Annotated in this window: 25 protein-coding genes; 16 read left to right on the top strand and 9 right to left on the bottom strand. The window is 64.6% G+C overall.

The genetic code is table 11. The annotated features are described in order from the left end of the window. Positions 1 to 27: 27 nt before the first annotated feature. Both J7S20_RS10435 and J7S20_RS10430 read right to left on the bottom strand, forming a co-directional pair. Positions 28 to 1,239, bottom strand: coding sequence for a hypothetical protein (locus J7S20_RS10435; RefSeq protein WP_284054175.1), 1,212 nt, complete (start codon positions 1,237 to 1,239; stop codon positions 28 to 30). A 118-nt stretch (positions 1,240 to 1,357) separates the two neighbouring features. Continuing rightward, a complete protein-coding gene (locus J7S20_RS10430; protein WP_284054174.1) occupies positions 1,358 to 2,389 on the bottom strand; it encodes an NAD(P)H-dependent flavin oxidoreductase in 1,032 nt (343 codons plus the stop codon). A gap of 58 nt (positions 2,390 to 2,447) precedes the next feature. Between J7S20_RS10430 and J7S20_RS10425 the strand changes: the two genes are divergently transcribed. Beyond that, positions 2,448 to 2,864 (top strand): secondary thiamine-phosphate synthase enzyme YjbQ, encoded by a 417-nt coding sequence (locus J7S20_RS10425; RefSeq protein ID WP_284054173.1) that lies wholly within the window; start codon positions 2,448 to 2,450, stop codon positions 2,862 to 2,864. Between the two features lie 109 nt (positions 2,865 to 2,973). Then, positions 2,974 to 3,402 (top strand): hypothetical protein, encoded by a 429-nt coding sequence (locus J7S20_RS10420; RefSeq protein ID WP_284054172.1) that lies wholly within the window; start codon positions 2,974 to 2,976, stop codon positions 3,400 to 3,402. A gap of 81 nt (positions 3,403 to 3,483) precedes the next feature. On the opposite strand, the gene J7S20_RS10415 is transcribed toward J7S20_RS10420, so the two are convergent. After that, the gene (locus J7S20_RS10415; RefSeq protein ID WP_284054171.1) at positions 3,484 to 4,137 is read right to left on the bottom strand and encodes a YoaK family protein; all 654 of its coding nucleotides are present in this window, start codon (positions 4,135 to 4,137) and stop codon (positions 3,484 to 3,486) included. A 91-nt stretch (positions 4,138 to 4,228) separates the two neighbouring features. Between J7S20_RS10415 and J7S20_RS10410 the strand changes: the two genes are divergently transcribed. Beyond that, entirely contained in the window at positions 4,229 to 4,861 is a 633-nt protein-coding gene (locus J7S20_RS10410; protein WP_284054170.1) for a trimeric intracellular cation channel family protein, read from the top strand. Positions 4,862 to 4,977: 116 nt separating this feature from the next. On the opposite strand, the gene J7S20_RS10405 is transcribed toward J7S20_RS10410, so the two are convergent. Together J7S20_RS10405 and sppA are read right to left on the bottom strand one after the other, a co-directional pair. Beyond that, positions 4,978 to 5,544 carry a GNAT family N-acetyltransferase gene (locus tag J7S20_RS10405; protein ID WP_284054169.1) on the bottom strand — a complete coding sequence of 189 codons (567 nt, stop codon included), beginning with the start codon at positions 5,542 to 5,544 and terminating at the stop codon, positions 4,978 to 4,980. Then, positions 5,541 to 7,427 carry a signal peptide peptidase SppA gene (sppA, locus tag J7S20_RS10400; RefSeq protein WP_284054168.1) on the bottom strand — a complete coding sequence of 629 codons (1,887 nt, stop codon included), beginning with the start codon at positions 7,425 to 7,427 and terminating at the stop codon, positions 5,541 to 5,543. The genes J7S20_RS10405 and sppA overlap by 4 nt, the downstream gene beginning before the upstream one ends. A gap of 133 nt (positions 7,428 to 7,560) precedes the next feature. Here sppA and J7S20_RS10395 point away from each other — a divergent pair, with 133 nt between their 5' ends. From J7S20_RS10395 to pepF, 6 genes are all read left to right on the top strand, one after another. Next, complete coding sequence (locus J7S20_RS10395; protein ID WP_284054167.1) at positions 7,561 to 8,976, top strand: MATE family efflux transporter; 1,416 nt, start codon at positions 7,561 to 7,563, stop codon at positions 8,974 to 8,976. Positions 8,977 to 9,123: 147 nt separating this feature from the next. Next, complete coding sequence (gene groES, locus J7S20_RS10390) at positions 9,124 to 9,411, top strand: co-chaperone GroES (protein ID WP_284054166.1); 288 nt, start codon at positions 9,124 to 9,126, stop codon at positions 9,409 to 9,411. Positions 9,412 to 9,464: 53 nt separating this feature from the next. Further along, positions 9,465 to 11,114, top strand: coding sequence for a chaperonin GroEL (gene groL / locus J7S20_RS10385; RefSeq protein WP_284054165.1), 1,650 nt, complete (start codon positions 9,465 to 9,467; stop codon positions 11,112 to 11,114). A gap of 265 nt (positions 11,115 to 11,379) precedes the next feature. Further along, entirely contained in the window at positions 11,380 to 11,673 is a 294-nt protein-coding gene (locus J7S20_RS10380; protein ID WP_284054164.1) for a hypothetical protein, read from the top strand. Positions 11,674 to 11,855: 182 nt separating this feature from the next. Further along, positions 11,856 to 12,305: a DUF3429 domain-containing protein gene (locus J7S20_RS10375; protein WP_284054163.1), complete on the top strand. Its 450-nt coding sequence runs from the start codon at positions 11,856 to 11,858 to the stop codon at positions 12,303 to 12,305. An 85-nt stretch (positions 12,306 to 12,390) separates the two neighbouring features. Further along, complete coding sequence (gene pepF / locus J7S20_RS10370; protein WP_284054162.1) at positions 12,391 to 14,259, top strand: oligoendopeptidase F; 1,869 nt, start codon at positions 12,391 to 12,393, stop codon at positions 14,257 to 14,259. Between the two features lie 52 nt (positions 14,260 to 14,311). On the opposite strand, the gene J7S20_RS10365 is transcribed toward pepF, so the two are convergent. Further along, a complete protein-coding gene (locus tag J7S20_RS10365) occupies positions 14,312 to 14,728 on the bottom strand; it encodes a VOC family protein (RefSeq protein ID WP_284054161.1) in 417 nt (138 codons plus the stop codon). 230 nt (positions 14,729 to 14,958) lie between these two features. On the opposite strand from J7S20_RS10365, the gene rpmI reads away from it, so the two are divergent. The 6 genes from rpmI (at position 14,959) to J7S20_RS10335 (ending at position 20,242) form a co-directional block, all read left to right on the top strand. Further along, on the top strand, positions 14,959 to 15,162 hold the full coding sequence (gene rpmI, locus J7S20_RS10360; protein ID WP_284054160.1) for a 50S ribosomal protein L35: 204 nt from the start codon (positions 14,959 to 14,961) through the stop codon (positions 15,160 to 15,162). A gap of 12 nt (positions 15,163 to 15,174) precedes the next feature. Beyond that, positions 15,175 to 15,537 (top strand): 50S ribosomal protein L20, encoded by a 363-nt coding sequence (gene rplT / locus J7S20_RS10355; protein WP_284054159.1) that lies wholly within the window; start codon positions 15,175 to 15,177, stop codon positions 15,535 to 15,537. A 184-nt stretch (positions 15,538 to 15,721) separates the two neighbouring features. Beyond that, positions 15,722 to 16,792, top strand: coding sequence for a phenylalanine--tRNA ligase subunit alpha (gene pheS / locus J7S20_RS10350; RefSeq protein WP_284054575.1), 1,071 nt, complete (start codon positions 15,722 to 15,724; stop codon positions 16,790 to 16,792). Further along, positions 16,789 to 19,179, top strand: a complete 2,391-nt coding sequence (pheT, locus tag J7S20_RS10345; protein WP_284054158.1) for a phenylalanine--tRNA ligase subunit beta — start codon at positions 16,789 to 16,791, stop codon at positions 19,177 to 19,179. The genes pheS and pheT overlap by 4 nt, the downstream gene beginning before the upstream one ends. 161 nt (positions 19,180 to 19,340) lie before the next feature. Beyond that, positions 19,341 to 20,090, top strand: a complete 750-nt coding sequence (locus J7S20_RS10340) for an SDR family NAD(P)-dependent oxidoreductase (protein ID WP_284054157.1) — start codon at positions 19,341 to 19,343, stop codon at positions 20,088 to 20,090. Positions 20,091 to 20,092: 2 nt separating this feature from the next. Continuing rightward, on the top strand, positions 20,093 to 20,242 hold the full coding sequence (locus tag J7S20_RS10335; RefSeq protein WP_284054156.1) for a hypothetical protein: 150 nt from the start codon (positions 20,093 to 20,095) through the stop codon (positions 20,240 to 20,242). Positions 20,243 to 20,415: 173 nt separating this feature from the next. On the opposite strand, the gene J7S20_RS10330 is transcribed toward J7S20_RS10335, so the two are convergent. Continuing rightward, on the bottom strand, positions 20,416 to 21,666 hold the full coding sequence (locus J7S20_RS10330; protein ID WP_284054155.1) for an aspartate kinase: 1,251 nt from the start codon (positions 21,664 to 21,666) through the stop codon (positions 20,416 to 20,418). 135 nt (positions 21,667 to 21,801) lie between these two features. Between J7S20_RS10330 and ubiG the strand changes: the two genes are divergently transcribed. Next, a complete protein-coding gene (gene ubiG / locus J7S20_RS10325) occupies positions 21,802 to 22,536 on the top strand; it encodes a bifunctional 2-polyprenyl-6-hydroxyphenol methylase/3-demethylubiquinol 3-O-methyltransferase UbiG (RefSeq protein WP_284054154.1) in 735 nt (244 codons plus the stop codon). On the opposite strand, the gene ppa is transcribed toward ubiG, so the two are convergent. Together ppa and J7S20_RS10315 are read right to left on the bottom strand one after the other, a co-directional pair. Continuing rightward, complete coding sequence (ppa, locus tag J7S20_RS10320) at positions 22,533 to 23,075, bottom strand: inorganic diphosphatase (RefSeq protein WP_284054153.1); 543 nt, start codon at positions 23,073 to 23,075, stop codon at positions 22,533 to 22,535. The genes ubiG and ppa overlap by 4 nt on opposite strands. Before the next feature lie 14 nt (positions 23,076 to 23,089). Beyond that, positions 23,090 to 24,997, bottom strand: a complete 1,908-nt coding sequence (locus tag J7S20_RS10315; protein WP_284054152.1) for a M61 family metallopeptidase — start codon at positions 24,995 to 24,997, stop codon at positions 23,090 to 23,092. Between the last annotated feature and the right edge of the window lie 68 nt (positions 24,998 to 25,065).

Genomic DNA, 25,065 nt, shown 5'->3' with positions numbered 1-25,065 from the left:
TGCCGCATCCCGCGCCAATGACAAGGATCAGCCCTCGGCCGGCGCGCCGGCGGCGGCGGCAAGGATGCAAAGCGCGCCGACCACCGCGAAGAAGGTCAGCTGGACCGGCCCCGCCTTGCCTTCCTTGCGTCCGATGATGAAGGCGATGGCGCATTGAAAGGCATAGAACAGCGCGAATGCGCGCGACGCGACGGCGATGACCTGAAACGAATCGGTCGTCCAGGTGACGAGGATGGCGAGCGCGCCGGCGAGCAGGAAGCCCGTCGCCACCGTCAGGCGTTGGCGCGACAGTTCGATGGCAAGTCCCGTCGATCCGATCGAATCGGCGACCGCAGCGCTCAACTGGCTGGTTACCGCCGCTGCCAGCACGAACGCGCCAAGGAACGGCGCGACCGATTCCATCACGTCGAGCACGCCCGCCACGCCTTCCGTGCCCGCCGCCTGGCCGAGGCGGGGCGTCAGCAGGACAAGGAATAGGACATAGATGACCGATGAGATCAGCTGCGCGTTGCGCATCGTGCGGATGCGCGTCTTGCGATCATAGCTTTCGCCCATATAGCGCGATGTCTCGAACCCCTGCACGGTGATGAGCAGGCCGAGGAGCAACAGCACGCTGTTCCAGGAGACGTTGACGGGCGGCAGCGTCTCCGGTCCCGCGGTACGGATCCAGTCGAGCGCGAGCGCGGCGAGCATTCCTGCGATCAGGCCGAGCTTCAGCGACACGCTCGCATCGGCCACGCGCTCCACCCGGCGCAGCCCGCCGGTAAAGGCGAGTGCGGTCAGGACGGCGATGATCGCGGTGACGATGACATTGGCGAGCAGTTCCGATTCGGAATGGACCGCGCGCAGGATGAACATCGCCAGCAATTTCAGATAATAGGCGACCGATACGGCATAGGCGGCGGCGAGCACGCCCTGCGCGACGCGCGCCGTCCACGCGACGGGATCGTTGAACCGCGCCTCGGTCAGATAGGGTTCGGCCGCTGCGATGTTGAAGCGCACGATCGACCCGACACCATAGGCGAGCAGCAGCAGCGCGATCATCGCGGGCGCTGCCAATGCGCCGAATTCGCGTGCCAGCAACGGCCCGCAGATCAGGAAGCCGCTGCCGATGATCGACGCCAGCGGCGTGACCGTGGCGAGCCAGGATTCGCTGCGCGCGAACCGCGCGAACATCAATGTCAGCGCCACGATCAGGCCAAGCCCGATCGCAACGCCGATGACCACGTGATCGCTCATGCGCGCGAAATTCCCCTGTTCGTTTCTCGGTGCCCGTACCGCGCCCCGGACGGGGTGCGAGGATCAGGAACGCGCGAGAACGCTAGCGGCTCCGCAAGAGCGCGCAAAGTCCCAGCGATCAGTCCTGCCGCTTTTCGAGCGCCGACGCCGCTTCGGCCATCAGCGCGGCGATGATGTCGGCGACCGGTTCCTCGGCCTTGACCATGCCGACCGACTGTCCGGCCATCACCGATCCGTGCTCGACATCGCCGTCGATCACCGCCCGCCGAAGCGCACCTGCCCAGTAATGTTCGATCTGGAGCTGCGCCTCGGCCATTTCGACCGCGCCTTCGTCGAGCGCCTGTGCGACTTCGCGCTGCTTTTTCGTGAACAGCTCGCCGCCGGCGTTCTTCAGCGCGCGAACCGGAATGACGGGCAGGCGCGGGTCGATCTGCACGCTCGTCACCGCGTCGCGGGCGGAGGCGCGGATGAACGCCTTCTTGAAATTCTCATGCGCGATTGATTCGGTGGCGCAGACGAAGCGCGTGCCGAGCTGTACGCCCGCCGCGCCCATTTCCAAATATCCGGCGATCGCCTCTCCCCGGCCGATACCGCCGGCGACGAATACCGGAATGTCGCCTGCCACTTCGGGCAGGATTTCCTGCGCCAGCACCGACGTCGATACGGGGCCGATATGGCCACCCGCCTCGTTGCCCTCGACCACCAGCGCGTCGACGCCCGACCGGATCAGCTTCTTCGCCATGACGAGCGCGGGTGCGAAACAGATCAGCTTCGCGCCGGTATTCTTGATCGCCTCGATCGCCCCCTTGGGCGGCAGGCCGCCGGCGAGGACGACATGGCCGACATCGTGGCGCCTGCACACCTCGATCAGCTCGAACAGCTGCGGGTGCATGGTGATCAGGTTGACGCCGAACGGCTTCGTCGTGCGCTCCTTCGTGCCCGCGATCTCGGCATCGAGCAGTTCGGGCGTCATCGCGCCGCACGCGATCACGCCGAACCCGCCGGCATTGGATATCGCGGCCACCAGATTGCGTTCGGATACCCAGGACATCGCGCCGCCCATGATGGCGACATCGGTGCCCAGGAATTCGCAGCCGCGGGCCATGCGGCGGGCGAGGCGTTCCTCGCCGACAGTGGAAGTGCTGGTCATATCAGTGCCGTAGCGTCGCGAGGGTGGATCGGGCAAGCTGCTAAGCGAAAGGAAGACGATGCGACAGGCTGCAACCGAGATCACGATCGAAACGAGCGGGCAGGGGCTGTGGGAATGTACCGGTCATGTCTCGGACTGGGCGGCGGACAGCGGGATCGTGCAAGGTCTGCTGACGCTGTTCGTCCGTCATACCTCGGCATCGCTGCTGATTCAGGAAAATGCGGCGCCGGCGGCGCGGCGCGACCTGGAGGCCTATTTCGCCCGCATCGCGCCCGAAAGCGATGCCTATGAACATGACGACGAAGGCCCCGACGACATGCCCGCGCACCTGCGGTCGGCGCTGAGCGCGACTAGCCTGTCGATACCCGTGGCCGGCGGCCGTCCGGTGCTCGGCACGTGGCAGGGCATCTATCTGTTCGAACATCGCCGCGCCCCGCAGCGCCGCCGCGTCGCGCTGCATCTGATCGGCGAATAGGAGGCGCCAGCTGTTGGATAGGGAGCGGACAATCAGAAATATACGAGGCATGGTGGGAGTACGATCCATCGCCACAGCCTTATGCGCTTGCCTGATTGCGAGTTGCACAATGGCGGCACAAACATTTCCTCAAAAACCTGCCGCTGAGAGGTGTTTCGACGTCTTGGTTTTCGGTAAAATCGTCGGTCAAACCCCCAGCGACCCTCCGAACCTCGGAGATGGCAATATCCTCATGTCGTGGCCATACTTTATCGACCTCAAGATTACGCGCGTAAATAAAGGCAAAATCGGCGCGAAAAAAATCACGGCCCTTTCCGTCCAGCACACCTACTGGCGCAGTGATTTGGGGACGAAAAAGTGGTGGCTGCGACGCAATACCGAGGGCGGCTATAACATCCTCACAGTTCAAGGAGGTCATGAGCCGCCGCAATGTTCGGCAGCAATGCCCCCCGCGACTGCATATTTGACGCCAGCACCAGGCCAAACGCTCGACGACATGAGAAAAGCCGGGAAGCAACGGTATGGGAGCAGGCCATAATCACGTCTGGCCCTGCTGCCGTTGATCCTTACGTCGGCTACTGGGCGAACAACGACGACACGTCCCTGCCTACCCCCTCATCTATTCCTGAAAATGCCGGCGCGGCAGTAGGGCGATGATCAGCGTCAGGACCGCCGCTGCGGCGGGCGCCGCCCAGAACGCCCACTCGCCATAGTCGGTGAAGGTGAACGATCCGCCCAGCACGCCGCAGAAGAAGCCGACCCATAGCAGCAGGTCGCGCAGCCATTCCCAGCGCCCGCCGACGCCCATCAGTGCGCAGCCGAGCTTCTGCCCGAACCGCACCAGCGTGCCGGTCATATAGGTGATGTTGATGCGGATATGGCCGCCGAACGCGAAGACGCCGTTTTCGGCGCCCATCGCCGCGGCAAGGAACAGCAGCGCCACCGGGCGCGGGCCGAGCCAGTCGGTCACCGCCGCCGCAGCGAGCAGCAACGTGACGGCGACCATCACGCTGACGCCCTTCCAGCGCGGCCAGGCATGGTTGATTACCGAGGATAATACGACGCCGCTCAGAAAGCTGAGGATCAGCGATCCGGCGATGACCGCGTCGCGATATTCGGACGTGCCGAGCGACACGCCGATACGCGTCGTGTTGCCGCTCATGAACGAGGCGAAGAAGCCGCCAAGGCTCGCATAGGCCAGCGCATCGACGAAACCGGCAAGCGCTGCGAGCAGGATGGCGACGCCGATGACGGGCATGGGATAGCGTTGCATCGCGCGCCTTTTCGCGCATATGGCCGCGCATTTCCAGCCCATCTTCGCGCAATGGTTGCACGCCTTCGCGAAATGTCTAAGGGCGCGGGCGATGGAGACGCTTCCCGCCTGGCAGATCGGCCCGCTGCTGCCGTGGCTCGACCTGATCGCGATCGCCGTGTTCGCGGCGACCGGCGCGGTGGCGGCGACGCGCAGCGCGCAGACCTTCGTCACCGCCGCCTTTTTCGCGCTGATTACCGGTGTCGGTGGCGGCACGGTGCGCGATCTTCTGATCGGGGCGCCTGTCTTCTGGGTGCATGACCGGCTCGTCGCGGGCATATGCCTTGCCGCCGCGCTGATCGTGTGGCTGACGCCCGAAGGGTTCTGGCAGGGAAAGGTCTTTGCCTGGCTCGATGCGATGGGGCTGTCCGCCTATGCGGTGTTCGGCGCGGCAAAGGCGCTCGCATTCGGCATTCCGCCCATTCCGGCAATGGTCATGGGCATCGTGACCGCCTGTGTCGGTGGTATCATCCGCGACATGCTGGCCAACGAACCGTCGATCCTGATGCGGCCCGAACTTTATGTCACCGCAGCGGCGCTCGCTTCCAGCCTGTATGTCGTGCTCGGGTTGTGCGATGTATCGACGCCGCTTGCCGCCGCTGTCGCCGCGCTTGCGGGTTTCGTGCTGCGCGGCGCCGCGATCCAGTGGAAATTGTCGCTTCCGGCCTATCGCGGCCAGCGCTAGGCGCGCGAGCCAAGCGGATGCATTCGCGCTCACCCTGAGCCTGCCCAAGGGTGGGGCAGCCGCCCGGCTTCGACGGGCTCAGCCTGAGTGCGGGGAGGGCGAGCGGGAGCGGAAGCTCAGGACCGTACCAGCCCGACCTCGCTGAACGGCTTGGGTTCGGGCGGCGGGATGGTGCTTTCGTTCAGCTTTGCCACCCAGAAACCGATGTCGATCCACTGGCCATGCTTGAACCCCGCCTCGCGGATCGCACCCGATCGTTCGAACCCGGCTGCCTCGTGGATGCGGATCGATGCGTCGTTGGGCATCGCGATCACGGCGATGGCCCGGGTGAAATCCTGCGCGCGCAGCGTGGCGATCAGCGCGCTGTATAACAGGCTCCCCACGCCGCGCCGGGTGTCGTCGTGCGCGATGTAGATGGAGGCTTCGCAGATATAGCGATACGCCGGACGGTCACGAAACGGCCCGGCATAGGCATAGCCCGCGATGCGTGGTTCGGCGCCTTCCTCCACAATTTCCGCGACCAGCCAGGGATAAAAGCCGCGATGCCTTTCGATCCGCGCGCGCATCGCCGCGGCGTCGGGTGCCTCGCTTTCGAACGAGACGTGCCCGCCCTCGACATAGGGGGCATAGATCGCGGCGATGGCATCGGCATCGCCCGGTTCCGCGACGCGGATGGCGATCATTGCATGAAACGGTCGATCAGCACGTCCATCAGCTTTTCGTCCTTCGCCGTCACCGTCGGCGGGCCGAAGCCCGTGCAGACGAGGCAGCGCGCCTGGACGGTCCCGCCGCGCACCAGCCGCCTGGCGTCGCCCAGCGCATGCGCGAAGGTCGCGCGGCGCTCGGCCGACAGCTTGGCGAACAGGTCGGTCGAACCGCGATCGACGCTGTCGTCGTCGTCACCCTTATTGGCGAACTGTTCGACGAACCTGGCCCATTCGCTCGGCTTCTTCTCCAGATAGACGGCATGGACCTTGTCGGGGTCCAGCTTGGCGCGCCGTGCCGCCTCGGCGATGGCATCGTCGAGGCCGCCGAACTTGTCGACCAGCTTCAACTGATGCGCGGTGCCGCCGATCCATACGCGGCCCTGGCCGATCTCGTCGACATGCTGCGGCGTCATGTGGCGCGACTTGGCGACCAGCGAGATGAAGCGGCGATATCCGCTTTCGATCTGCGCCTGCAGCACCGCGTCGAACTGTTCGTTGGTTCCGCCATAGATATCCGGCTGCCCGCTGAGCGGCGTCGTCTTCACGCCGTCGGCATTGACGCCGATTTTCTTCAGCGTGCCTTCAAAGGTCGGGATGATGCCGAAAATGCCGATCGACCCGGTGATCGTGTTGGGTTCGGCGAAGATTTCGTCGCCCGCGGTCGATACCCAATATCCGCCGCTCGCCGCCAGCGATCCCATCGAGGTCACCACCGGCAGGCCCTGCGCCTTGGCCTGGAGGATCGCCTGACGGATTTCCTCCGACGCCAGCGCCGAACCGCCCGGCGAATCGACACGCACGACCAGCGCCTTCAGATTCTTCTTTTCGAGCCCGTCGAGGACCAGCTTCGAAATCGTGTCGCCCGCCGCGGTGCCCGGTCCGCCCTTGCCGTCGACGATCTCTCCGGCCACCGTCACCACGCCGATCGCAGCGCCGCCTTTGGGCAGCGGATTGGCGCTCACCCAGTCGTCATAGCTGATCGTCTTGAAACTGCCCGCCGGCTTGTCGTCGTCGGTGCCGACGATCTGTGCCACGCGCTTGCCGAACGCCACCCGGTCGCCCAGCTTGTCGACCATGCCGGCGGCGAGGTTCGCCTTGGCGAGGTCGCCCTGCGTCGCCTTGATCGCGCTCGCCGGGTCGGTGAGGAAAGGTTCGATCTTCGCCTTGGGCCGTGCCTTTTCGATCCCGGCGCGCCACTGGTCGAAAATCGATCCGTAGAGCGCTTCCGCCGCGCGCCTCGCGGGCTCCGACTGATCGGAGCGGATATAGGGCTCGACCGCCGACTTGTACGTGCCGACGCGATAGACATGCGCGTTGATGCCCAGCTTGTCGATCAGTCCCTTGTAGTAGAGCTGCGATCCGCCGGGGCCGCGCAGCACCACGCCGCCCATCGGGCTCGTCCAGACCTCGCTTGCGGCGGAGGCGAGGCGATAGCCCGAATCGGTATAGGCGGTGGCATAGGCGAGCACCGGCTTGCCGCTGTCGCGCACGCGCTGGACGGCGTCGGCGACGTCGCTGATCGCGGTCGGATAGCCGCCCATGAACCGGTCGAGGTCGAGCACGACCGCCTTTACCCGGTTGTCGCCCTTCGCCTTGTCGAGTGCGCGAACGACGTCGCGCAAGCGGTATTCATTGGCTGTCTGGCCGCCCGTCAACATCGCGAAGGGGGCGACCTCCTTGGGCTGTTCGACGATCGTGCCGTCGAGCGACAGCAGCAGCGCGCCGTCATGGATCGACGCCGCATGCGGACGCGCCGAAAGCGCCGCGAACAGCGCGCCGAAGAACAGAAGGAGCAGCAGCAGGACGAGCGCGTCCTTGATGCCGACCAGTATCTTCCAGGCGCCCTTGACCAGCTTCACCGAACAATCTCCCGCATCAATCCCGATCCTGCCTACTGTACCGCACCGGGTGCGTAAAGCTGGAGTGTTACCAGGGCAATACGGCGATTTTGGCGGAGCGCGAACCCTTGCAAGCTGCTAAGCGCGCGCGGCCATGGATGCGTTTGCTCCCCCCGCCCGGCCACTCGTCGCCGGTCCGCCCGCCGGCTGGCGGCGCGAGCTGGGTGCGCTCGTCCGGTTGAGCGCGCCGCTCGTCGGCGCGAATCTGCTGCAGATGGCGATCTATTCGAGCGACGTAATCTTCGTCGCGCGGCTCGGGTCGCATGCGCTCGCCGCCGCGACGCTCGGCGTCTATCTCTATGCGGTGCTGCTGTTCGCGTTGATCGGTCTGGTCAACGCCGCGGCGCCGGTGATCGCCGCGGAACTGGGGCGAAAGCGCCATGCAGTGCGAGAGGTGCGCCGGTCGTTCCGCATGGCGATCTGGCTGTCGGTCATCGCCTCGCTGCCGATGATGGCGCTTCTGGCGCATGGCGGCACGCTGCTGGGCTGGATGGGGCAGGACCCGGGTGCATCGGCGCAGGCGGGGCGGTATCTCGGCATCCTGTTGATCTCGATGATCCCGGCGGTTGCAGGCAATGTGCTCAGGATCACCGTTTCGGCGCTCGGCCGGCCGCACTGGGCGATGGCGGTCACCGCCTTCGGCCTGGTTGCCAATATTATCGGCAACTGGCTGTTGGTATTCGGCAATCTGGGCTTTCCGCGGCTCGGCCTTACCGGCGCGGCGATCGCCAGCGTCGCGACGGTATACCTGATGCTGGGTGCCTATGCGCTGATCCTGCTGCGCGATGCGAAGCTGCGGCGATACCGGCTGTTCGGCAAATGGTGGCGGCCCGAATGGTCGCGGCTGGTGGAGATGGTGCGCCTTGGCGTCCCGATCGCGATCACGATGACCTTCGAAGGCGCGATCTTCAGCGCGGCGACCTTCCTGATGGGATTGATCGGCGTGACCGAGGTCGCCGCCCATGCCGTGGCGATGCAGATCGCGGCGATCACCTTTCAGGTGCCCTACGGCATCGCGCAGGCGGCGACGATTCGCGTCGGCATGGCCTATGGTGCGCGCGATGCCGCATGGATCGCACTCGCAGGGCGGACCGCGCTGGCGCTGGGTATCGGTTTCATGGGGCTGGCGGCGCTGGCGCTTCTCATCTGGCCGCGACTGTTCGTCCATGCCTATCTGGCGGGCGGCAGCGGCGATGCCGACACCGTCGCGCTTGCCGTGCGCTATCTGAGCATTGCCGCTGCGTTCCAGCTGTTCGACGGTGCGCAGGCGGTGGCGGCGGGCGTGCTTCGCGGGCTGCAGGACACGCGCATTCCCATGGTGCTTGCGGGGCTGGGATATTGGGTCGCCGGGTTCGGTGCCGCGATCCTGTTCGGATTTGGACTGGGATGGCAGGGTACCGGTATCTGGATCGGTCTGGCGACCGGGCTTGCGGTCGTTGCGCTCCTGCTCGGCGCACGCTGGGCGATGCGTGCCCGGATCGGGCTTTTGCCGCAGCCGTCGCGCGGTTGATCGCGCGTCGGGCAAAAGCGTAAAAAATTTGTCGCGAAACCCGTTGACGATGCGCGGGGTCGTTCGCATATCCGCGTCCGTTAGCACTCGACACAGGTGAGTGCTAAAAGGGTAATCAACATCCGTAGTCAGGAAAGGAAAGCGCGCATGAACTTTCGTCCGCTGCACGATCGCGTGCTCGTTCGCCGCGTAGAGGCCGAGGAAAAGACGGCCGGCGGCATCATCATCCCCGATACCGCCAAGGAAAAGCCGCAGGAAGGCGAAGTCGTCGCCGCCGGCACCGGCGCCAAGTCCGAGGACGGCAAGGTCGTTCCGCTGGACGTCAAGGCCGGCGACCGCATCCTGTTCGGCAAGTGGTCGGGCACCGAGGTCAAGGTCGATGGCGAAGACCTGATTATTATGAAGGAAAGCGACATCCTGGGCATCGTCGGCTGATTGCCTGACGCACTTCCCATCCGTTTTCTACAAGTTTCGAAAGGATAGAACACATGGCAGCGAAGGACGTGAAATTCTCGCGCGACGCGCGCGAACGCATCATGAAGGGCGTCGATATCCTCGCCGATGCGGTGCAGGTCACGCTCGGCCCCAAGGGCCGCAACGTCGTCATCGACAAGAGCTTCGGCGCGCCGCGCATCACCAAGGACGGTGTGACGGTCGCCAAGGAAATCGAACTCAAGGACAAGTTCGAGAATATGGGCGCGCAGATGGTCCGCGAGGTCGCCTCGAAGACCAACGACGTCGCCGGTGATGGTACCACGACCGCGACCGTGCTCGCCCGCGCCATCGTGCGCGAGGGCATGAAGTCGGTGGCCGCCGGCATGAACCCGATGGACCTGAAGCGCGGCATCGACATGGCCGTCAAGAAGGTGGTCGAGGACATCAAGGGCCGTTCGAAGGACGTCTCGGGCAACCAGGAAATCGCCCAGGTCGGCACCATCTCGGCCAATGGTGACAAGGAAGTCGGCGAAAAGATCGCGGAAGCGATGGAAAAGGTCGGCAAGGAAGGCGTCATCACCGTCGAAGAGGCGAAGGGTCTCGACTTCGAACTCGACACGGTCGAGGGCATGCAGTTCGACCGCGGCTATCTCAGCCCGTATTTCGTCACCAATCCGGAAAAGATGAATGTCGAGCTGAACGATCCGTACATCCTCATCTTCGAAAAGAAGCTGTCGAACCTGCAGTCGCTGCTTCCGATCCTCGAAGCGGTCGTGCAGTCGGGTCGTCCGCTGCTCATCATCGCCGAGGACATCGAAGGCGAAGCGCTCGCGACGCTCGTCGTCAACAAGCTGCGCGGCGGCCTGAAGGTCGCGGCGGTCAAGGCTCCGGGCTTCGGCGATCGTCGCAAGGCGATGCTCGAGGACATCGCGATCCTGACCAAGGGCGAAGTCGTCAGCGAAGATCTCGGCATCAAGCTCGAGAATGTCACGCTGAACATGCTCGGAACGGCAAAGCGCGTCACCATCGACAAGGACAACACCACCATCGTCGACGGTGCGGGTGAGGCCGATGCGATCAAGGCGCGCACCGACCAGATCCGTCAGCAGATCGAAACCACGACCAGCGACTATGACCGCGAGAAGCTCCAGGAGCGCCTCGCCAAGCTCGCCGGCGGCGTTGCCGTCATCAAGGTCGGCGGTGCGACCGAGGTCGAGGTCAAGGAGCGCAAGGACCGCGTCGACGACGCGCTGCACGCCACGCGCGCCGCAGTCGAAGAGGGCATCGTCCCCGGTGGCGGTACCGCTCTCCTCTACGCCACCAAGGCGATCGAGGGCCTGACCGGCGAGAATGACGACCAGACCCGCGGCGTCGATATCGTCCGCAAGGCGCTCTACGCCCCGGTCCGTCAGATCGCGCAGAATGCGGGCTTCGACGGTGCGGTGGTCTCGGGCAAGCTGCTCGACGGAGGCGACACCTCGATGGGCTTCAACGCCGCCAACGACACCTATGAGAATCTGGTGTCGGTCGGCGTGATCGACCCGACCAAGGTCGTCCGCACCGCGCTGCAGGACGCTGCCTCGGTCGCCGGCCTGCTCATCACGACCGAAGCGACGGTCGCCGAGCTGCCCGAAGACAAGCCGGCGGCGCCCGCCGGTGGCGACATGGGTGGCATGGGCGGAATGGGCGGCATGGGCTTCTAAGCTCGCAGCCGTTCGCCCAGGCGAACCAGCAAGGACGGGGCCGGCGATCGCGATCGCCGGCCCTTTTCTTTTGGATTCCGCCGAAGCCTCATTTCGATATATGGCCGACTATGCGACCGGGCGTTTTATTCGTGCGGTACCTCGCTGTAAGAAACAACGATAGGGCTTGGTAAGTTATTTACATTTGGCCGTTCAGAAGAACGGCTGTTGTTTTATCGACCATCTGTCGGTATCAGAAGCGGAAATACGCGAAGGGAGTATCTTGATGACCGGTAAGTTTTTTGCAGCGGTTGCTGCCACATCGTTGATTGCCGCGCCGGCCATGGCCGCGCCGGCCAATTCGGCCCCGACCCGTGCGAGCGCCGCGCTTCCGACGGCGACGGCCCTGACGGTAGTGAAGAACGTTCGCACGTCGAAGAAGGTCAAGAAGTCGTCGAACCTGTCGAGCGGCGCGCTTATCCCGGCAGTCCTCATCGGTGCCGGCATCGTTGCGATCCCGATCGTTGCGGCGGCAACCGACAACAAGGCGACCACCCCGGGTGTCGACAGCCCGGGCTAAGCCGGTCTGACCGACATACAGGTATAGGAGAGGGGCCCGCGCAATCGGGCCCCTCTTTCTTTTTGGCGTGATGGCGGATCAGAAACGCCGACCGCAATTTGAAGCGAGCGAATCACCTGTAAACGCCCCCCCTTTTTGCCCGCGGCCGCAACCCTTTACGGGTTCGTCGCTTTCCTACCGGTATGGAGCATCCGCACCGGTCCCGAATCCCGATCGACAGTCTCGTCTTCGGCTATGTCCCCATGCTGCCATTTGTCGCGGCGGCGCTCGGCGTGTGGCTGCTGCCCGCACCCTGGCCCGCGATCGCGGTCTGGCTGGTGGTGATATGGGGCGGGCTGATCCTGTGCTTTGTCGGCGGGGTGCGACGCGGTTACGGCTTCGGCAACGACCGCGCATCGACCCCGGCCGAGATCGCGACAATGCTCGTCTATTTCTGCCTCGCCGGCTTTGCGCTGTTCCTGCCCTGGCCGCGCCTTGCGCTGCTCGTCCTGGCAGCCGGTTTCGTGATCGCCGCGGCGCTCGACACGCACGCGGCGCGGCGTGGCAACGCGCCGGCGCATTTCGCAAAGCTTCGTCCGCCGCAATTCTCGATCGCGGTGGTGTCGCTCCTCGTCATCGCGCTTGCGGTCTGACCGGTGTTATAATCAGGCGATACACCCTTTCCCGAGGCAGCGAATCGCGGCATGGTCCCCTCAATTCAACTTGCCGGGGAGCATCATGACCGACCTCAACCGCCGCGAAGCCATCGCAACGACCGCGCTCGCCAGCATGGCGATCGCCATGCCCGCCTGGGCGCAGGACAAGGCGACGCCCACCGATACCGCCGCCTGGGACCTGTCCGACCTCTATCCCGGCGACGCTGCCTGGGATGCCGCGCGCAAGGCGGCGCTCGCCGAATTGCCGTCGCTCAAATCCTATAAGGGTACGCTCGGCGACAGCGCTTCCGCTCTCGCCAGGGCGCTGACCGCGCAGTCCGATATCGGTCGCAAGATCGCGCGCATCTATACCTATGCCAGCCTCAACGCCGATGCCGATGTTCGCGTCGCCGCCAATCAGGAAAAGCGCAGCCAGGCGATCGACCTCTATACCGCCTATGGCGAGGCGACGGCATGGATGGCGCCCGAAATACTGTCGGTCGGCAAGGACAAGGTCGATGGTTTCGTCGCCCGGAACCCGGTCCTGAAAAAGCGCTTCGCCTTTTATCTCGACAACACGCTGCGTCAGGCCCCGCACACACTGTCGAGCGACGAGGAGGCCTTGCTCGCAAGCGCCAATTCGCCGCTTGGCGCGTCGCAGACGACCGCCGGCCAGCTTCGCGCGGCAAGCATTCCGTGGCCGACGATCACGCTTTCGACGGGCAAGCAGGTGCGGCTCGACGATCAGGGCTATTCGCTCAACCGCGACGCGCCCGACCGCACCGACCGCAAAAAGGTGTTCGACGCCTTTTGGGGCGAATATAAACAGTTCGAAAGCGCTTTCGGTTCGACCTATGACGGTCAGCTGAAGGCCGATGTCTTCCAGATGAAGGCGCGCAAATATCCAACCTGTGTCGCGGCGGCGCTGTCGGGGGCCAACGTGCCCGAGGCCGTTTATCGCACGCTCGTCACCGAGACGAATGAAGGCCTGCCGCAACTCCATCGCTATTTCGCGCTGCGGCAGAAGCTGCTCGGCCTGCCCGACATGCATTATTACGACATCTATCCGCCGCTGGTGAAGCTCGACCGCAAGATCACCGTGCCGCAGATGCGTGAGACGGTGTTGAAGGCGGTTGCGCCGCTCGGCCCCGATTATGTGAAGGAACTGGCGAACGCGACCGCGCAGAAGTGGATGGACCCGCTGCCGCGGCCGGGCAAGCGGTCGGGTGCCTATATGAACCCCGCCGCCGCCTATGACGTCCATCCCTATCTGCTGCTCAACCTGGGTGAGAATTACGAAGGGATGAGCACATTCGCGCACGAATGGGGGCACGCGATGCACACGCTCCTCGCCAATGCTGCACAGCCCTACGACACCGCCGACTATCCGATCTTCCTTGCCGAGATCGCCTCGACGCTCAACGAGCAACTGCTCGTCGCGTACATGCTCGAGCGTGCCGAGACCAAGGAAGAGAAAATCTTCTATCTCGGGCAGCAGATGGAAAATATCCGTGGCACCTATTTCCGCCAGGCGATGTTCGCCGAGTTCGAATTGAAGGCGCACGACATGGCGGAGGCGGGCGAGGGTACGTCGGGCCAGTCGTTCACGCGCATCTACGGCGACCTCGTCCACCGCTATCACGGTCCGAAGGTGGCGATCGACCCGACCTATACGGTCGAATGGGCCTATATCCCGCACTTCTACAACAGCTTCTACGTCTATCAGTACGCGACCTCGATCGCGGCAGCGTCCTATTTCGCGCGCGCTATCCTGAAAGGCGGCGCGAAGGAGCGCGACAATTATCTGAGCGTGTTGAAGGCGGGCGGATCGGACTATCCGACCGAAATCCTTAAGCGGGCCGGACTCGATATGGCGTCGCCCGCGCCGTACCGCGCGATTATCCAGACCTTCAAGGAAACGCTCGATCAGGCCGAATCGCTGATGGCGTGATACGGACCGGCCGCCGCCCCGACACCTGCCCGGGGCGGCGGCCGGTATTCGGTCAGCCTTTTCGGATCGGCCCGCCGATCGACCAGCAAAAGCCGAACGGATCGCGGATCTGGCCGTAGCGGTCGCCCCAGAACTGGTCGGCCAACTCCATGCCCACGGTGGCGCCCGCGCCGACTGCGCGATCGAACCAGCGATCGGCATCGTCGACCTGCAGGTGCAGCGTCATCGCCGCGGGTTCGCCGGCGGGCTTTCCGCTATATTCGGGGAAATCGTCGTTGAGCATCACCGACGATCCATTGATGCGCAGGTGCGAATGCATCAGGCGCGTGCCATCTTCGGCAAGGTTGCGCGCCACTTCCTCGGCGCCAAAGGCATGTTTGTAGAATTCGACCGCCTCCGCGCCGCGGCCGTCGCGAATCGTCAGATGTGGCGTTACACCGGATGCCGGCCCCTGCGCCTCGTCTGCCACACGCTCCTCCCTGTCTGAACTCGAACAAGCGGACTGTGTACGCTAGCGTGCCGATAACCCGAAGGGCTTTTCGGCGATAGGCGCACGCATTCACCAGGCGCGCGCCGCATGGCCTTGCTTTTAGCGCAAAGCTCGGTTAAGCGCACCGCCTTTCCGCGATTTGTGAGGAACTGTCCGGCCAACAGGGCTGCCGCGGCCGTTCGCGATCGTCGAAGCATAAGGAGACGAAAATGCCCAAGCTCAAGACCAAGAGCGGCGTCAAGAAGCGCTTCAAGTTCACCGCTTCCGGCAAGGTGAAGCACGGTGTGGCGGGCAAGCGCCACCGGCTCATCAGCCACAACGCCAAATATATCCGCCAGAACCGCGGCACCTCGGTGCTGTCCGATGCCGATACTGCCCATGTGCGCCAGTGGGCGCCCTACGGCCTGAAGTAAGGAGCACGGACCATGGCACGAGTAAAGCGCGGTACGACCACCCGCACCAAGCACAAGCGCATTCTGGATCAGGCGAAGGGCTATTATGGCCGTCGCAAGAATACGATCCGGATCGCGCGTCAGGCCGTCGAAAAGGCCGGCCAGTACGCTTATCGCGACCGCAAGGTTAAGAAGCGCAGCTTCCGCGCCCTGTGGATTCAGCGCATTAACGCCGGCGTTCGCGCCGAAGGCCTGACCTACAGCCAGTTCATGCACGGGCTGAAGCTCGCCGGCATCGAACTGGACCGCAAGGTTCTCGCCGACATCGCGATGCACGAAGGCGACGCGTTCAAGGCGATCGTCGAGCAGGCCAAGGCAGCTTTGCCCGCCGCCTGACACCCGCCAGGGCAACGAGTTCGAAGGGCGCCGGCAGCAATGTCGGCGCCCTTTTTCGTTTCGGCTGCGGCATGCACGGAACGATGCTTGCCGCTAAGCACTTGATCGCACCGCGCGCCAGTCGCTAACGCCGCTTGCGACTTCCACCCGTTCCAACCGAAGGATCAGCGTGACCACAGACGAAATCGACCAGCTTCGCGAGGATGTGCTCGCCGCGATCGACGTGGCCGCCGGCCCCGATGCGCTGGAGGCGGTGCGCGTCCATGCGCTCGGCAAGCAGGGCACGGTGACCGCGCTCCTCAAATCGCTTGGCAAGATGACGCCCGAGGAACGCCAGGTTCAGGGTCCGCGCATCCACGGCCTGCGCGAGGCGGTGAATGCGGCGATCGGCGCACGCCGTGAAAAGCTTGAAGCCGCAATCCTTGCCGACAAGCTGGCGAGCGAGACGCTCGACATGACGCTGCCCGTCGATGTCCCCACATCGGGGACCGTACATCCGGTCAGCCAGGTCATGGACGAGCTCGCCGAAATCTTCGCTGACCTGGGCTTCGCAGTGGCGACGGGGCCGGAGATCGAGGACGACTGGCACAATTTCACCGCGCTCAACATTCCCGACACGCACCCGGCGCGCGCGATGCATGACACCTTCTACTTCCCGCCCGACGACTCGGGTGAGCAGAAGATGCTGCTGCGCACGCATACGTCGCCGGTGCAGATCCGCACGATGGTCGATCAGAAGCCGCCGATCCGCATCATCGCGCCGGGCCGCACCTATCGCTCGGATTCGGACGCGACGCACACGCCGATGTTCCATCAGGTCGAAGGGCTCGTGATCGACAAGGGGATCACGCTCGGCCACCTGAAATGGACGCTCGAGACGTTCCTCAAGGCATTTTTCGAGCGCGACGACATCGTGCTGCGCCTGCGCCCTAGCTACTTCCCGTTCACCGAGCCCTCGGCCGAGGTCGATGTCGGTTTCTCGATCGAGAAGGGCAAGCGCGTCATCGGCGGCTCCGAAGGCTGGATGGAAGTGCTCGGCTCCGGAATGGTGCACCCCAAGGTGATCGAGGCCTGCGGGCTCGACCCCAAGGAGTGGCAGGGCTTCGCGTTCGGCTGCGGCATCGACCGGCTGGCGATGCTCAAATACGGGATGGACGATTTGCGCGCCTTTTTCGACGGCGATCTTCGCTGGCTGCGCCACTACGGCTTCTCCGCGCTCGACGTGCCTACGCTGAGCGGAGGAGTGGGCGCATGAAGTTCACCCTCAACTGGCTCCGCGAGCATCTCGACACCGATGCCGATATCGACACCGTCACCGACACGCTGACGCGAATCGGCCTGGAGGTCGAAGGTGTCGAGAATCCGGGCGAAAAGCTCAGCCACTTCAAGGTCGCGAAGGTGCTGACCGCCGATTCGCACCCCGATGCCGACAAGCTGCAGGTGCTCACCGTCGATGCCGGTGGCGATCCGCTTCAGGTCGTGTGTGGCGCGCCCAATGCCCGCGCCGGCATGATCGGCGTGTTCGGCCCTCCCGGCGCCTATGTCCCCGGTTCGGGTTTCGAACTGAAGGTCGCGGCGATTCGCGGCGTCACCTCGCATGGCATGATGTGTTCGGTGCGCGAACTCGAACTGGGCGATGCGCATGACGGTATCATCGAACTGGGGGATGATGCGCAGGCCGCGGTCGGCCTTCCCTATCCCGATTATGCCGGCCTGACCGATCCGGTGATCGACGTCGCGATCACGCCGAACCGGCAGGATTGCATGGGCGTGCGCGGTATCGCCCGCGATCTTGCCGCCGCAGGGCTGGGCACGCTCAAGCCGCTCGGCGACGTCTATCGCATGGGCGAGGTGAAGCCCGTTGTCGGCGAAGGTCCCGGCCCCGATGTCCGCACCGACGATGCCGAGGGCTGTCCGGCCTTTTACGCACAGTCGGTTTCCGGTGTCAGCAATGGTGAGGCGCCAGCCTGGATGCGGCGCTATCTGACCGCGATCGGGCAGAAACCGATTTCCACGCTCGTCGATATCACCAATTTCGTGATGATCGATCTCGGCCGCCCGCTTCACGTCTATGACCGTGCGAAGCTCAAGGGCGCTTTGGTCGCACGCAAGGCGAAGGATGGCGAGACGGTCACCGCGCTCAACGGCAAGACCTATACGCTGGGCGATACGATGACCGTCATCGCCGACGAAGCCCAGGTGCACGATATCGGCGGGATCATGGGCGGCGAGGATTCGGGCGTTGCCGACGACACGACCGACGTGCTGATCGAATGCGCCTATTTCGATCCCGATCATATCGCGCGCACCGGCCAGAAGCTCGTGCTGACCAGCGATGCGCGCCAACGCTTCGAACGCGGCGTCGATCCGGCGTTCCTCGACGAAGGCCTCGCAATCGCAACATGGCTCGTCACCGAACATTGCGGCGGCACGCCGAGCGGCGTCACGCGGTCCGGCGAACCGCCCGCGACGCCGCTCACGATCGGCTATGACCCGAAACGCGCCGAAACGCTGGGTGGCCTTGCCATCGATGCCGAGCGGCAGAAGTCGATTCTCGAAGGCCTGGGTTTCACCGTCTCCGACGACTGGCAGGTGACCGTCCCGACCTGGCGGCGCGACATCGACGGCACCGCCGATCTGGTCGAAGAAGTGATCCGCATCGAAGGCATCGACAAGGTGCCCTCGACACCGATCGCGCGCGCACCCGGCGTCGCCGCACCCACTGCGACCGCCGAACAGAAGCTCGAACGCCGCGTGCGCCGCTCGGCTGCGGCGCGCGGTTTCCACGAGGCGGTGACGTGGAGCTTCGTGTCGGAGGCCGAGGCAGAGCCGTTCGGCGGCGGTGCATGGACGCTCGCCAATCCGATCAGCGAGGACCTCAAGGTCATGCGCCCCTCGCTGCTGCCGGGGCTGTTGTCGGCGGCGCGGCGCAACATCGATCGCGGGGCGGACGGTGTTCGCCTGTTCGAGATCGGCCGGCGCTATCTGGCGGATGGAGAACGCCCGACGCTGACGCTGGTCATGGCGGGCGAAAAGTCGCCGCGTGCGTGGAACAGCGGCAAGGCGTTGCCCTTCGACGCGTTCGATGCCAAGACCGAGGCGCTGGCGCTGCTCGCTGCGGCAGGGGCGCCCGCCGACAAGCTGATGGTGATGGGAGAGGCTGGCGAGAGCTGGCATCCCGGCCGGTCGGGCACGCTGCGGCTGGGGCCGAAAAATGTCCTGGCGAGCTTCGGCATCGTCCATCCGGGGCTCATCAAGGCCTTCGATCTCGACGGGCCGGTCGCGGCGGTCGAGATTTTCCTCGACGCGATCCCAGAAAAGCGCAGCACCGGCTTCATGCGCCCGGCCTATACGCCGCCCGCGCTGCAGGCGGTTCGCCGCGATTTCGCGTTCCTTGCCCCGGCCGACCTTGGCGCCGACCAGCTGATCCGTGCAGTGCGCGGCGCCGACAAGAAGGCGATCGTCGACGCGCGTCTGTTCGACCTCTTCACCGGCGAAGGTATCGAGGAGGGCAAGAAGAGCATGGCGGTCGAAGTCACGCTCCAGCCCGGAGGCAAGAGCTTCACCGACGAGGAAATCAAGGCGGTCGCCGACAAGGTCGTGAAGGCGGCGGAGCAGCAGGGCGCGGTGCTCAGGGGGTAACGCTGACGGGGTGACGGCACCCCCGCCTCGACCGTCATCCTGACGAACGTCAGGATCCAGAGCCCGAAGCGCTTGCGGCTCTGGATCCCGGATCAAGTGCGGGATGACGAAGGGCGCGGAAACTGCGCACCATTGACGAACAGGAAACGGGAGAAACCAACATGCGAACAGCCCTCATCACCGGTGGTACCGCTGGTATCGGCGAAGCCGCCGTCCGCGCCTTCGTGAAGGCGGGCTGGCGTGTCGTTGCGACCGGCAGGCGTCAGGAGCGGCTCGACGCGCTGGTGGGCGAGCTTGGCGCCGACAAGGTTCATCCGTGCGCGTTCGACGTTCGCGACGCGGCGGCGCGCGACGCCGCGCTGGATGCGCTGCCCGAGGGCTTTCGCGACATCGACCTGCTGGTCAACAATGCCGGGCTCGCGCTCGGCACCAACCCCGCGCAGGACAGCGATATCGACGACTGGAAGGTGATGGTCGACACCAACATCACCGCGCTGATTTCGCTGACGCGCAAGCTGCTTCCCGGCCTGATCGAGCGAAAGGGTGCGATCATCAACCTGTCGTCGGTCGCCGCGACCTATCCCTATACCGGCGGCAACGTCTATGGCGGGACCAAGGCGTTCGTCCGCCAGTTCTCGCTCGGGCTGCGTTCGGACCTTCACGGGACCGGCGTCCGCGTGACCTCGATCGAACCGGGCATGGTCGAAACCGAATTCACCATCGTGCGCACCGGCGGCGACAAACAGGCGTCGGACAAGCTTTACGGCGGTGCCGATCCGATGACCGGCGAGGATATCGCCGACACCATCCTGTGGGTTGCCGAACTGCCGCCGCATCTCAATATCAACACGCTCGAACTGATGCCGGTCAGCCAGTCCTTTGCCGGCTTCCAGGTCGCGCGTAAGGATTGAGCATGGAACAGACCGCCCCCGCGCCTTCGGGACCACGCGTCGCGCTACTGCGCGCGGGCGGGCTGGTGCTCGTCGCGCTGATCGTCGCGATCGCCTATCTGTCGATCTTCGGCTGGCTGTTCGTCAACCTCTTCACGCCCCGCCGCGGCTAATCGCAAAAGCGCTGGCAATGTAGGGTTTCGGCTGCTCCAAGCTGGCCGATGCTGTTGTCGCGCCCCTGCCAGTCCCTTTTGCGCTCCAAATCTGGCGGGAGGGCGAAGCAGGGGGGACGTGTCGCAAACTTCGCTAACTTCCGGCGCCGGGCGTGACGCGCGGTCGCGGCGAATCAGGCGGCGTCGTCGGCGTCGAGGCCATAGGCGGTGTGCAGCACGCGCACCGCAAGCTCGGTATAGTCTTCCTCGATCAGGACGCTGACCTTGATTTCGGAGGTCGTGATCGCCTGAATGTTGATGCCGCGCTCGCCCAGCGTCTGGAACATCTGCGCCGCGACACCAGCATGGCTGCGCATGCCGACGCCGACGACCGAAATCTTGGCGACGCGCGTGTCGTGGACCAGCTTGGCATAACCGATCGCCTCGCGATTGCTCTCCAGCGTTTCCAGCGCGCGCGGCATGTCCGCCTGCGGCACGGTGAAGGTGACGTCGGTCGATCCGGCCGAATGCGCGATGTTCTGCACGATCATGTCGACATTGATGTTGGCGTCGGCCAGCGGGGTGAAGATCGACGCGACCGCACCGGGCTTGTCGGGCACCTCGGCAAGCGTGATCTTGGCCTCGCCCTTGTCGTGCGCGATGCCGGTGATGAGCTGGCGTTCCATGTCGTCGATCTCCTCTTCGCCCACGATCAGCGTGCCGGGTTCGGGATTGTCGGTGGCCTCGACGAACGAGGACAGCACCTGAACGCGCACGCCTTCCTTCATCGCCAGTCCTACCGAACGGGTCTGCAACACCTTCGCACCCACGCTCGCCAGTTCGAGCATTTCTTCATAGGTGACGCGGTTGAGCTTGCGCGCGCGCGGCACGATGCGCGGGTCGGTCGTATAGACGCCGTCGACATCGGTATAGATGTCGCAGCGGTCGGCCTTCATCGCCGCCGCCATCGCCACCGCGCTGGTGTCCGATCCGCCGCGTCCCAGCGTCGCGACGCGTTCGCCCGCGGCAAGCCCCTGAAATCCCGGGATGACGGCGACCTCGCGTTCGGCCAGGCTGGCGTTCAGCGCCTTGGTGTCGATATCGGCGATCCGCGCCGAGGCATGGCCGTCCGAGGTGCGGATCGGCAATTGCCAGCCGAGCCACGACCGCGCGGGCACGCCGATCGCCTGCAGCGCGATGGCAAGCAGCCCGCTCGTCACCTGCTCGCCCGACGACACCACCACGTCATATTCGCGCGCGTCATAGAGCGACGACGCCTCGCGACAGAAATTGACCAGCCGGTCGGTCTCGCCCGCCATCGCCGATACGACGACCGCGACCTCGTTGCCCGCGTCCCATTCGCGCTTCACGCGCTCGGCGACGATTCGGATGCGTTCGATCCCGGCCATCGATGTGCCGCCGAACTTCATCACGATACGCGCCATGCGAAAGGGTTCCCGGTGTCAGGGTGCGGAAGCGCGCCTGATAGAAAGCACGTGCGCCGAAGGCAAGCACAGCCGTGCTTCGCCGCCCCGAACAAGCGCTTGGGGCGCGGCGCGGCTGCTGATACAGCGATCGCCATGACCGACCATGCACGCGCTTCGACGATCGATCCGGCCGAGGCCGAACATTTCGGGCGGCTCGCCGCCGACTGGTGGAATCCGAAGGGCTCTTCGGCGATGCTCCACCGGCTCAATCCGGTACGGTTGCAATATCTTCGCGAGGCGATCGACCATCACTGGGACAGCGACGAACACGGCTTCGCGCCGCTTGGCGGCAAGACCGCGCTCGACGTCGGGTGCGGGGCGGGGCTGCTCGCCGAACCGCTCGCGCGGCTGGGCGCATCGGTGACAGGCATCGACGCCGCGCCCGAAAATATCGGCGCCGCGCAGGCGCATGCGCAGGCGGTCGGCCTCGACATCGACTATATCGCGGGCGGCATCGAGAATGTCGCCGGACGCCGCTTCGACCTCGTCACCTCGATGGAGGTGATTGAACATGTCGCCGACCCTGCGGCATTCGTCGCCGGCCTTGCGGGTGCGCTTGCCGATGGCGGGCTGATGGTGCTTTCGACGCCCAACCGCACCGCATTGTCGCGTATCGCGATGATTACGCTGGGCGAAGGGACGGGCGCGATTCCGAAGGGAACGCACGACTGGAGCCGTTTCCTGACGCCGGAGGAGCTGACGGCGCTCCTCAAGGAGGCCGGGCTGGAGGTGACCGATGTACGCGGCCTGAGCTTCGCGCCGGGCCGGGGTTTTACCCTCTCGGCCGACACGAAGCTCGATTATCTGGTGACTGCCAGGGCTGCCTAGGCGGCCTTTTCGGCATCCTTCGCCCGCTCGATCGCCTCGACGACGATCCGGCGCGCTTCGTCGGCGCCGCCCCAGGTGCCGATACGCACCCACTTCTCGGTCTCGAGGTCCTTATAGTGGGTGAAGAAATGCTCGATCTGCTTGAACACGATGTCGGGCAGGTCCTCCATTTCTTCCACCTTGGTGTAATAGGGGAAGGTCGAATCGACCGGCACGCAGACGAGCTTTTCGTCGCCGCCATGTTCGTCTTCGAGATTCAGCACCGCGATCGGCCGCGCCCGCACCACCGATCCGGCGATGAAGGGCGAACGCGCCACGACCAGCGCGTCGAGCGGGTCGCCATCGGGCGACAACGTGTGCGGCACGAACCCGTAATTCGCCGGATAGCGCATCGGCGTGTGCAGGATGCGGTCGACGAACAGCGCGCCCGATTCCTTGTCGAACTCGTACTTTACGGGTTCGCCGCCGATGGGCACTTCGATGATGACGTTAAGGCTGTGCGGCGGGTTGTCGCCCACCGGCACCATATCGATACGCATTTTCGCTCCTTGGCTTATTTGGGAGCGAGCAGCCGGTCGAGCCCGGTTTCGCCCTTCCCGATTTTTTCGAGGTGCGGATAGCGCAGCCCATCGTGATAGTCGATGGCGATATCACGGTAGCGTTCGCCCTCCTTCACCAACAGCCTGACCGGCGTCTGCGTGCCCTTCGCCGCGGTGATGGCGTCCTTCATCCGGTCGCCGCTGAACTCCATTCCGTTGACCGCGACGATCTTGCTGCCGGTATCCAGGCCCTGCTTGAATGCTGGGCTGTCCCAGATCACGCTGGAGATGTCGCCATCGGTATCGGCGACGATGCCGACCGAGCGGCTGACGTCGACGCGCTTGCGGTTCTTGTCCAGCTTCTCGAGGAAACCGTTCGGCGTGCTGTTATAGACGAGCTTGTACCCGTTGCGTTCGAAGCCCTTGAGCGGCGCCGGCGCGCCGACGGCGGTCAGCCGCTTCTTGAGGAGCGATGCCCAGTCATAGGGCACGATGCTGTTCAGCGTCGCGACGACATCGTCGAAATTATAAGTGAGCTCCCCCCAGTCGCCGTCGTTCATACCGAAGAACGCTCTCGCGAAATCGTCGAGCGACTTCTTGCCGCCCGATTGCTCGCGCAGGATCGAATCGACTTCCATCCAGACGAGCAGCCCTTCGTTGTAATAATCTTCCGAGCGCTGCCAGCTGTACCAGCCGCGGGGGCGGCGCTGCGAGATGATCGGGTCGTTCGTCGTGTCGATCAGCGGACGCCACTGGCGGGCGGGCGCCGTGTCGAGGTTCGAGGCGATCAGCGCATATTCGTCGAGCGTGGTCTGTTTGGACACAAGGCCCGATCGCGTCTGGAGGACATAGCCCCAAAACTGGTCCTGCCCCTCATACACCCACAGCCCGCTGTCGCGCATCGGCATCCGGTAATCTGGCGTCCAGAGATCGGCCGGGCGGCGATATTTGCCATCCCAGCTATGGTTGTATTCGTGCGGCAGCAGATTGCGCGAATAGGGATTGTCGTCCCATTTGGTGAAATATCCCGTTTTGACGCCGTCTTCGGAACTGCGATGATGTTCGAGGCCGATTCCGCCCAGCGTGTCGGAAATCGTCAGCAGGAAATCATAATGGTCGTAATGCTCGGCGCCGTAGAGCTTGACCGCCTGTTCGACGAGCCGTTTGTGCGCGGCGATCTGCTCTGGCGTCGCGTCCAGTTCCTTGGCGGTATCGGCAACGGCGTTCAGCGTCACCTTCGGCGACAGCGCCCATTTCTTGTAATGCGCACCAGCGATGATCGGCGAATCGACCAGCACCTGATAATTGGTCTTTTCATAGGCATAGGTCGATCCGCGCGTGTTGGCGCGCAGCGCAGACGCGGCCGTCCATCCCTCGGGATATTTGACCGTCGCGACGACGGGAATGTCGCGGACATAATAGCCGGCCGGATACAGCGTCATCTTGTCGAACTGCAGGCTCAGCATCTCGTCGGTCATCATCACGCGGCCCTGATTGGTCCGCGTCGGCGACAGGAACTGAAAACTGAGCTTCAGTTCCTTCGCACCCTCGGGCACGTCGATATGATAGGCCGCGACATCGACCGGATCGCGCGTCCAGGCGACGTCCTTGCCGTTCGCCGTGATGTGCAGCCCGGCAAGCTTGTCGATCGGTCCGGTCGGCGAATGATGGCCCGGTATCCATTTCGGATAGAGCAGCGTCATCGGCCCGGCCTTGGCGACGGGGATCGTCTCCTCGACGGTGAAGATGCGCTGCTGAGTGTTGGTCGCATCGACATTGATCTCGATCGTGCCCGGATAGGCGATGTCGCGCGCCTCGGGGATCGTGTTCTCGAACGGAACGGGATCGGGTTTGGAGATCTGCTGAGCGCTGGCTGCGGTGGACGACAGTAGCAGGGCGGCAAGCGCAAGTCGGCGGATCATCGATGGCGGACCTTTCGGTTGGGAGACGGCTTCTAAAATCGAAGGATGAAATATTGTTACGGCACGAA

This window comes from Stakelama marina (assembly GCF_018122655.1).
In the GTDB taxonomy this organism is placed as follows: Bacteria; Pseudomonadota; Alphaproteobacteria; order Sphingomonadales; family Sphingomonadaceae; genus Sphingomonas; species Sphingomonas marina.
This window is presented reverse-complemented; position numbering and strand designations above follow the sequence as displayed.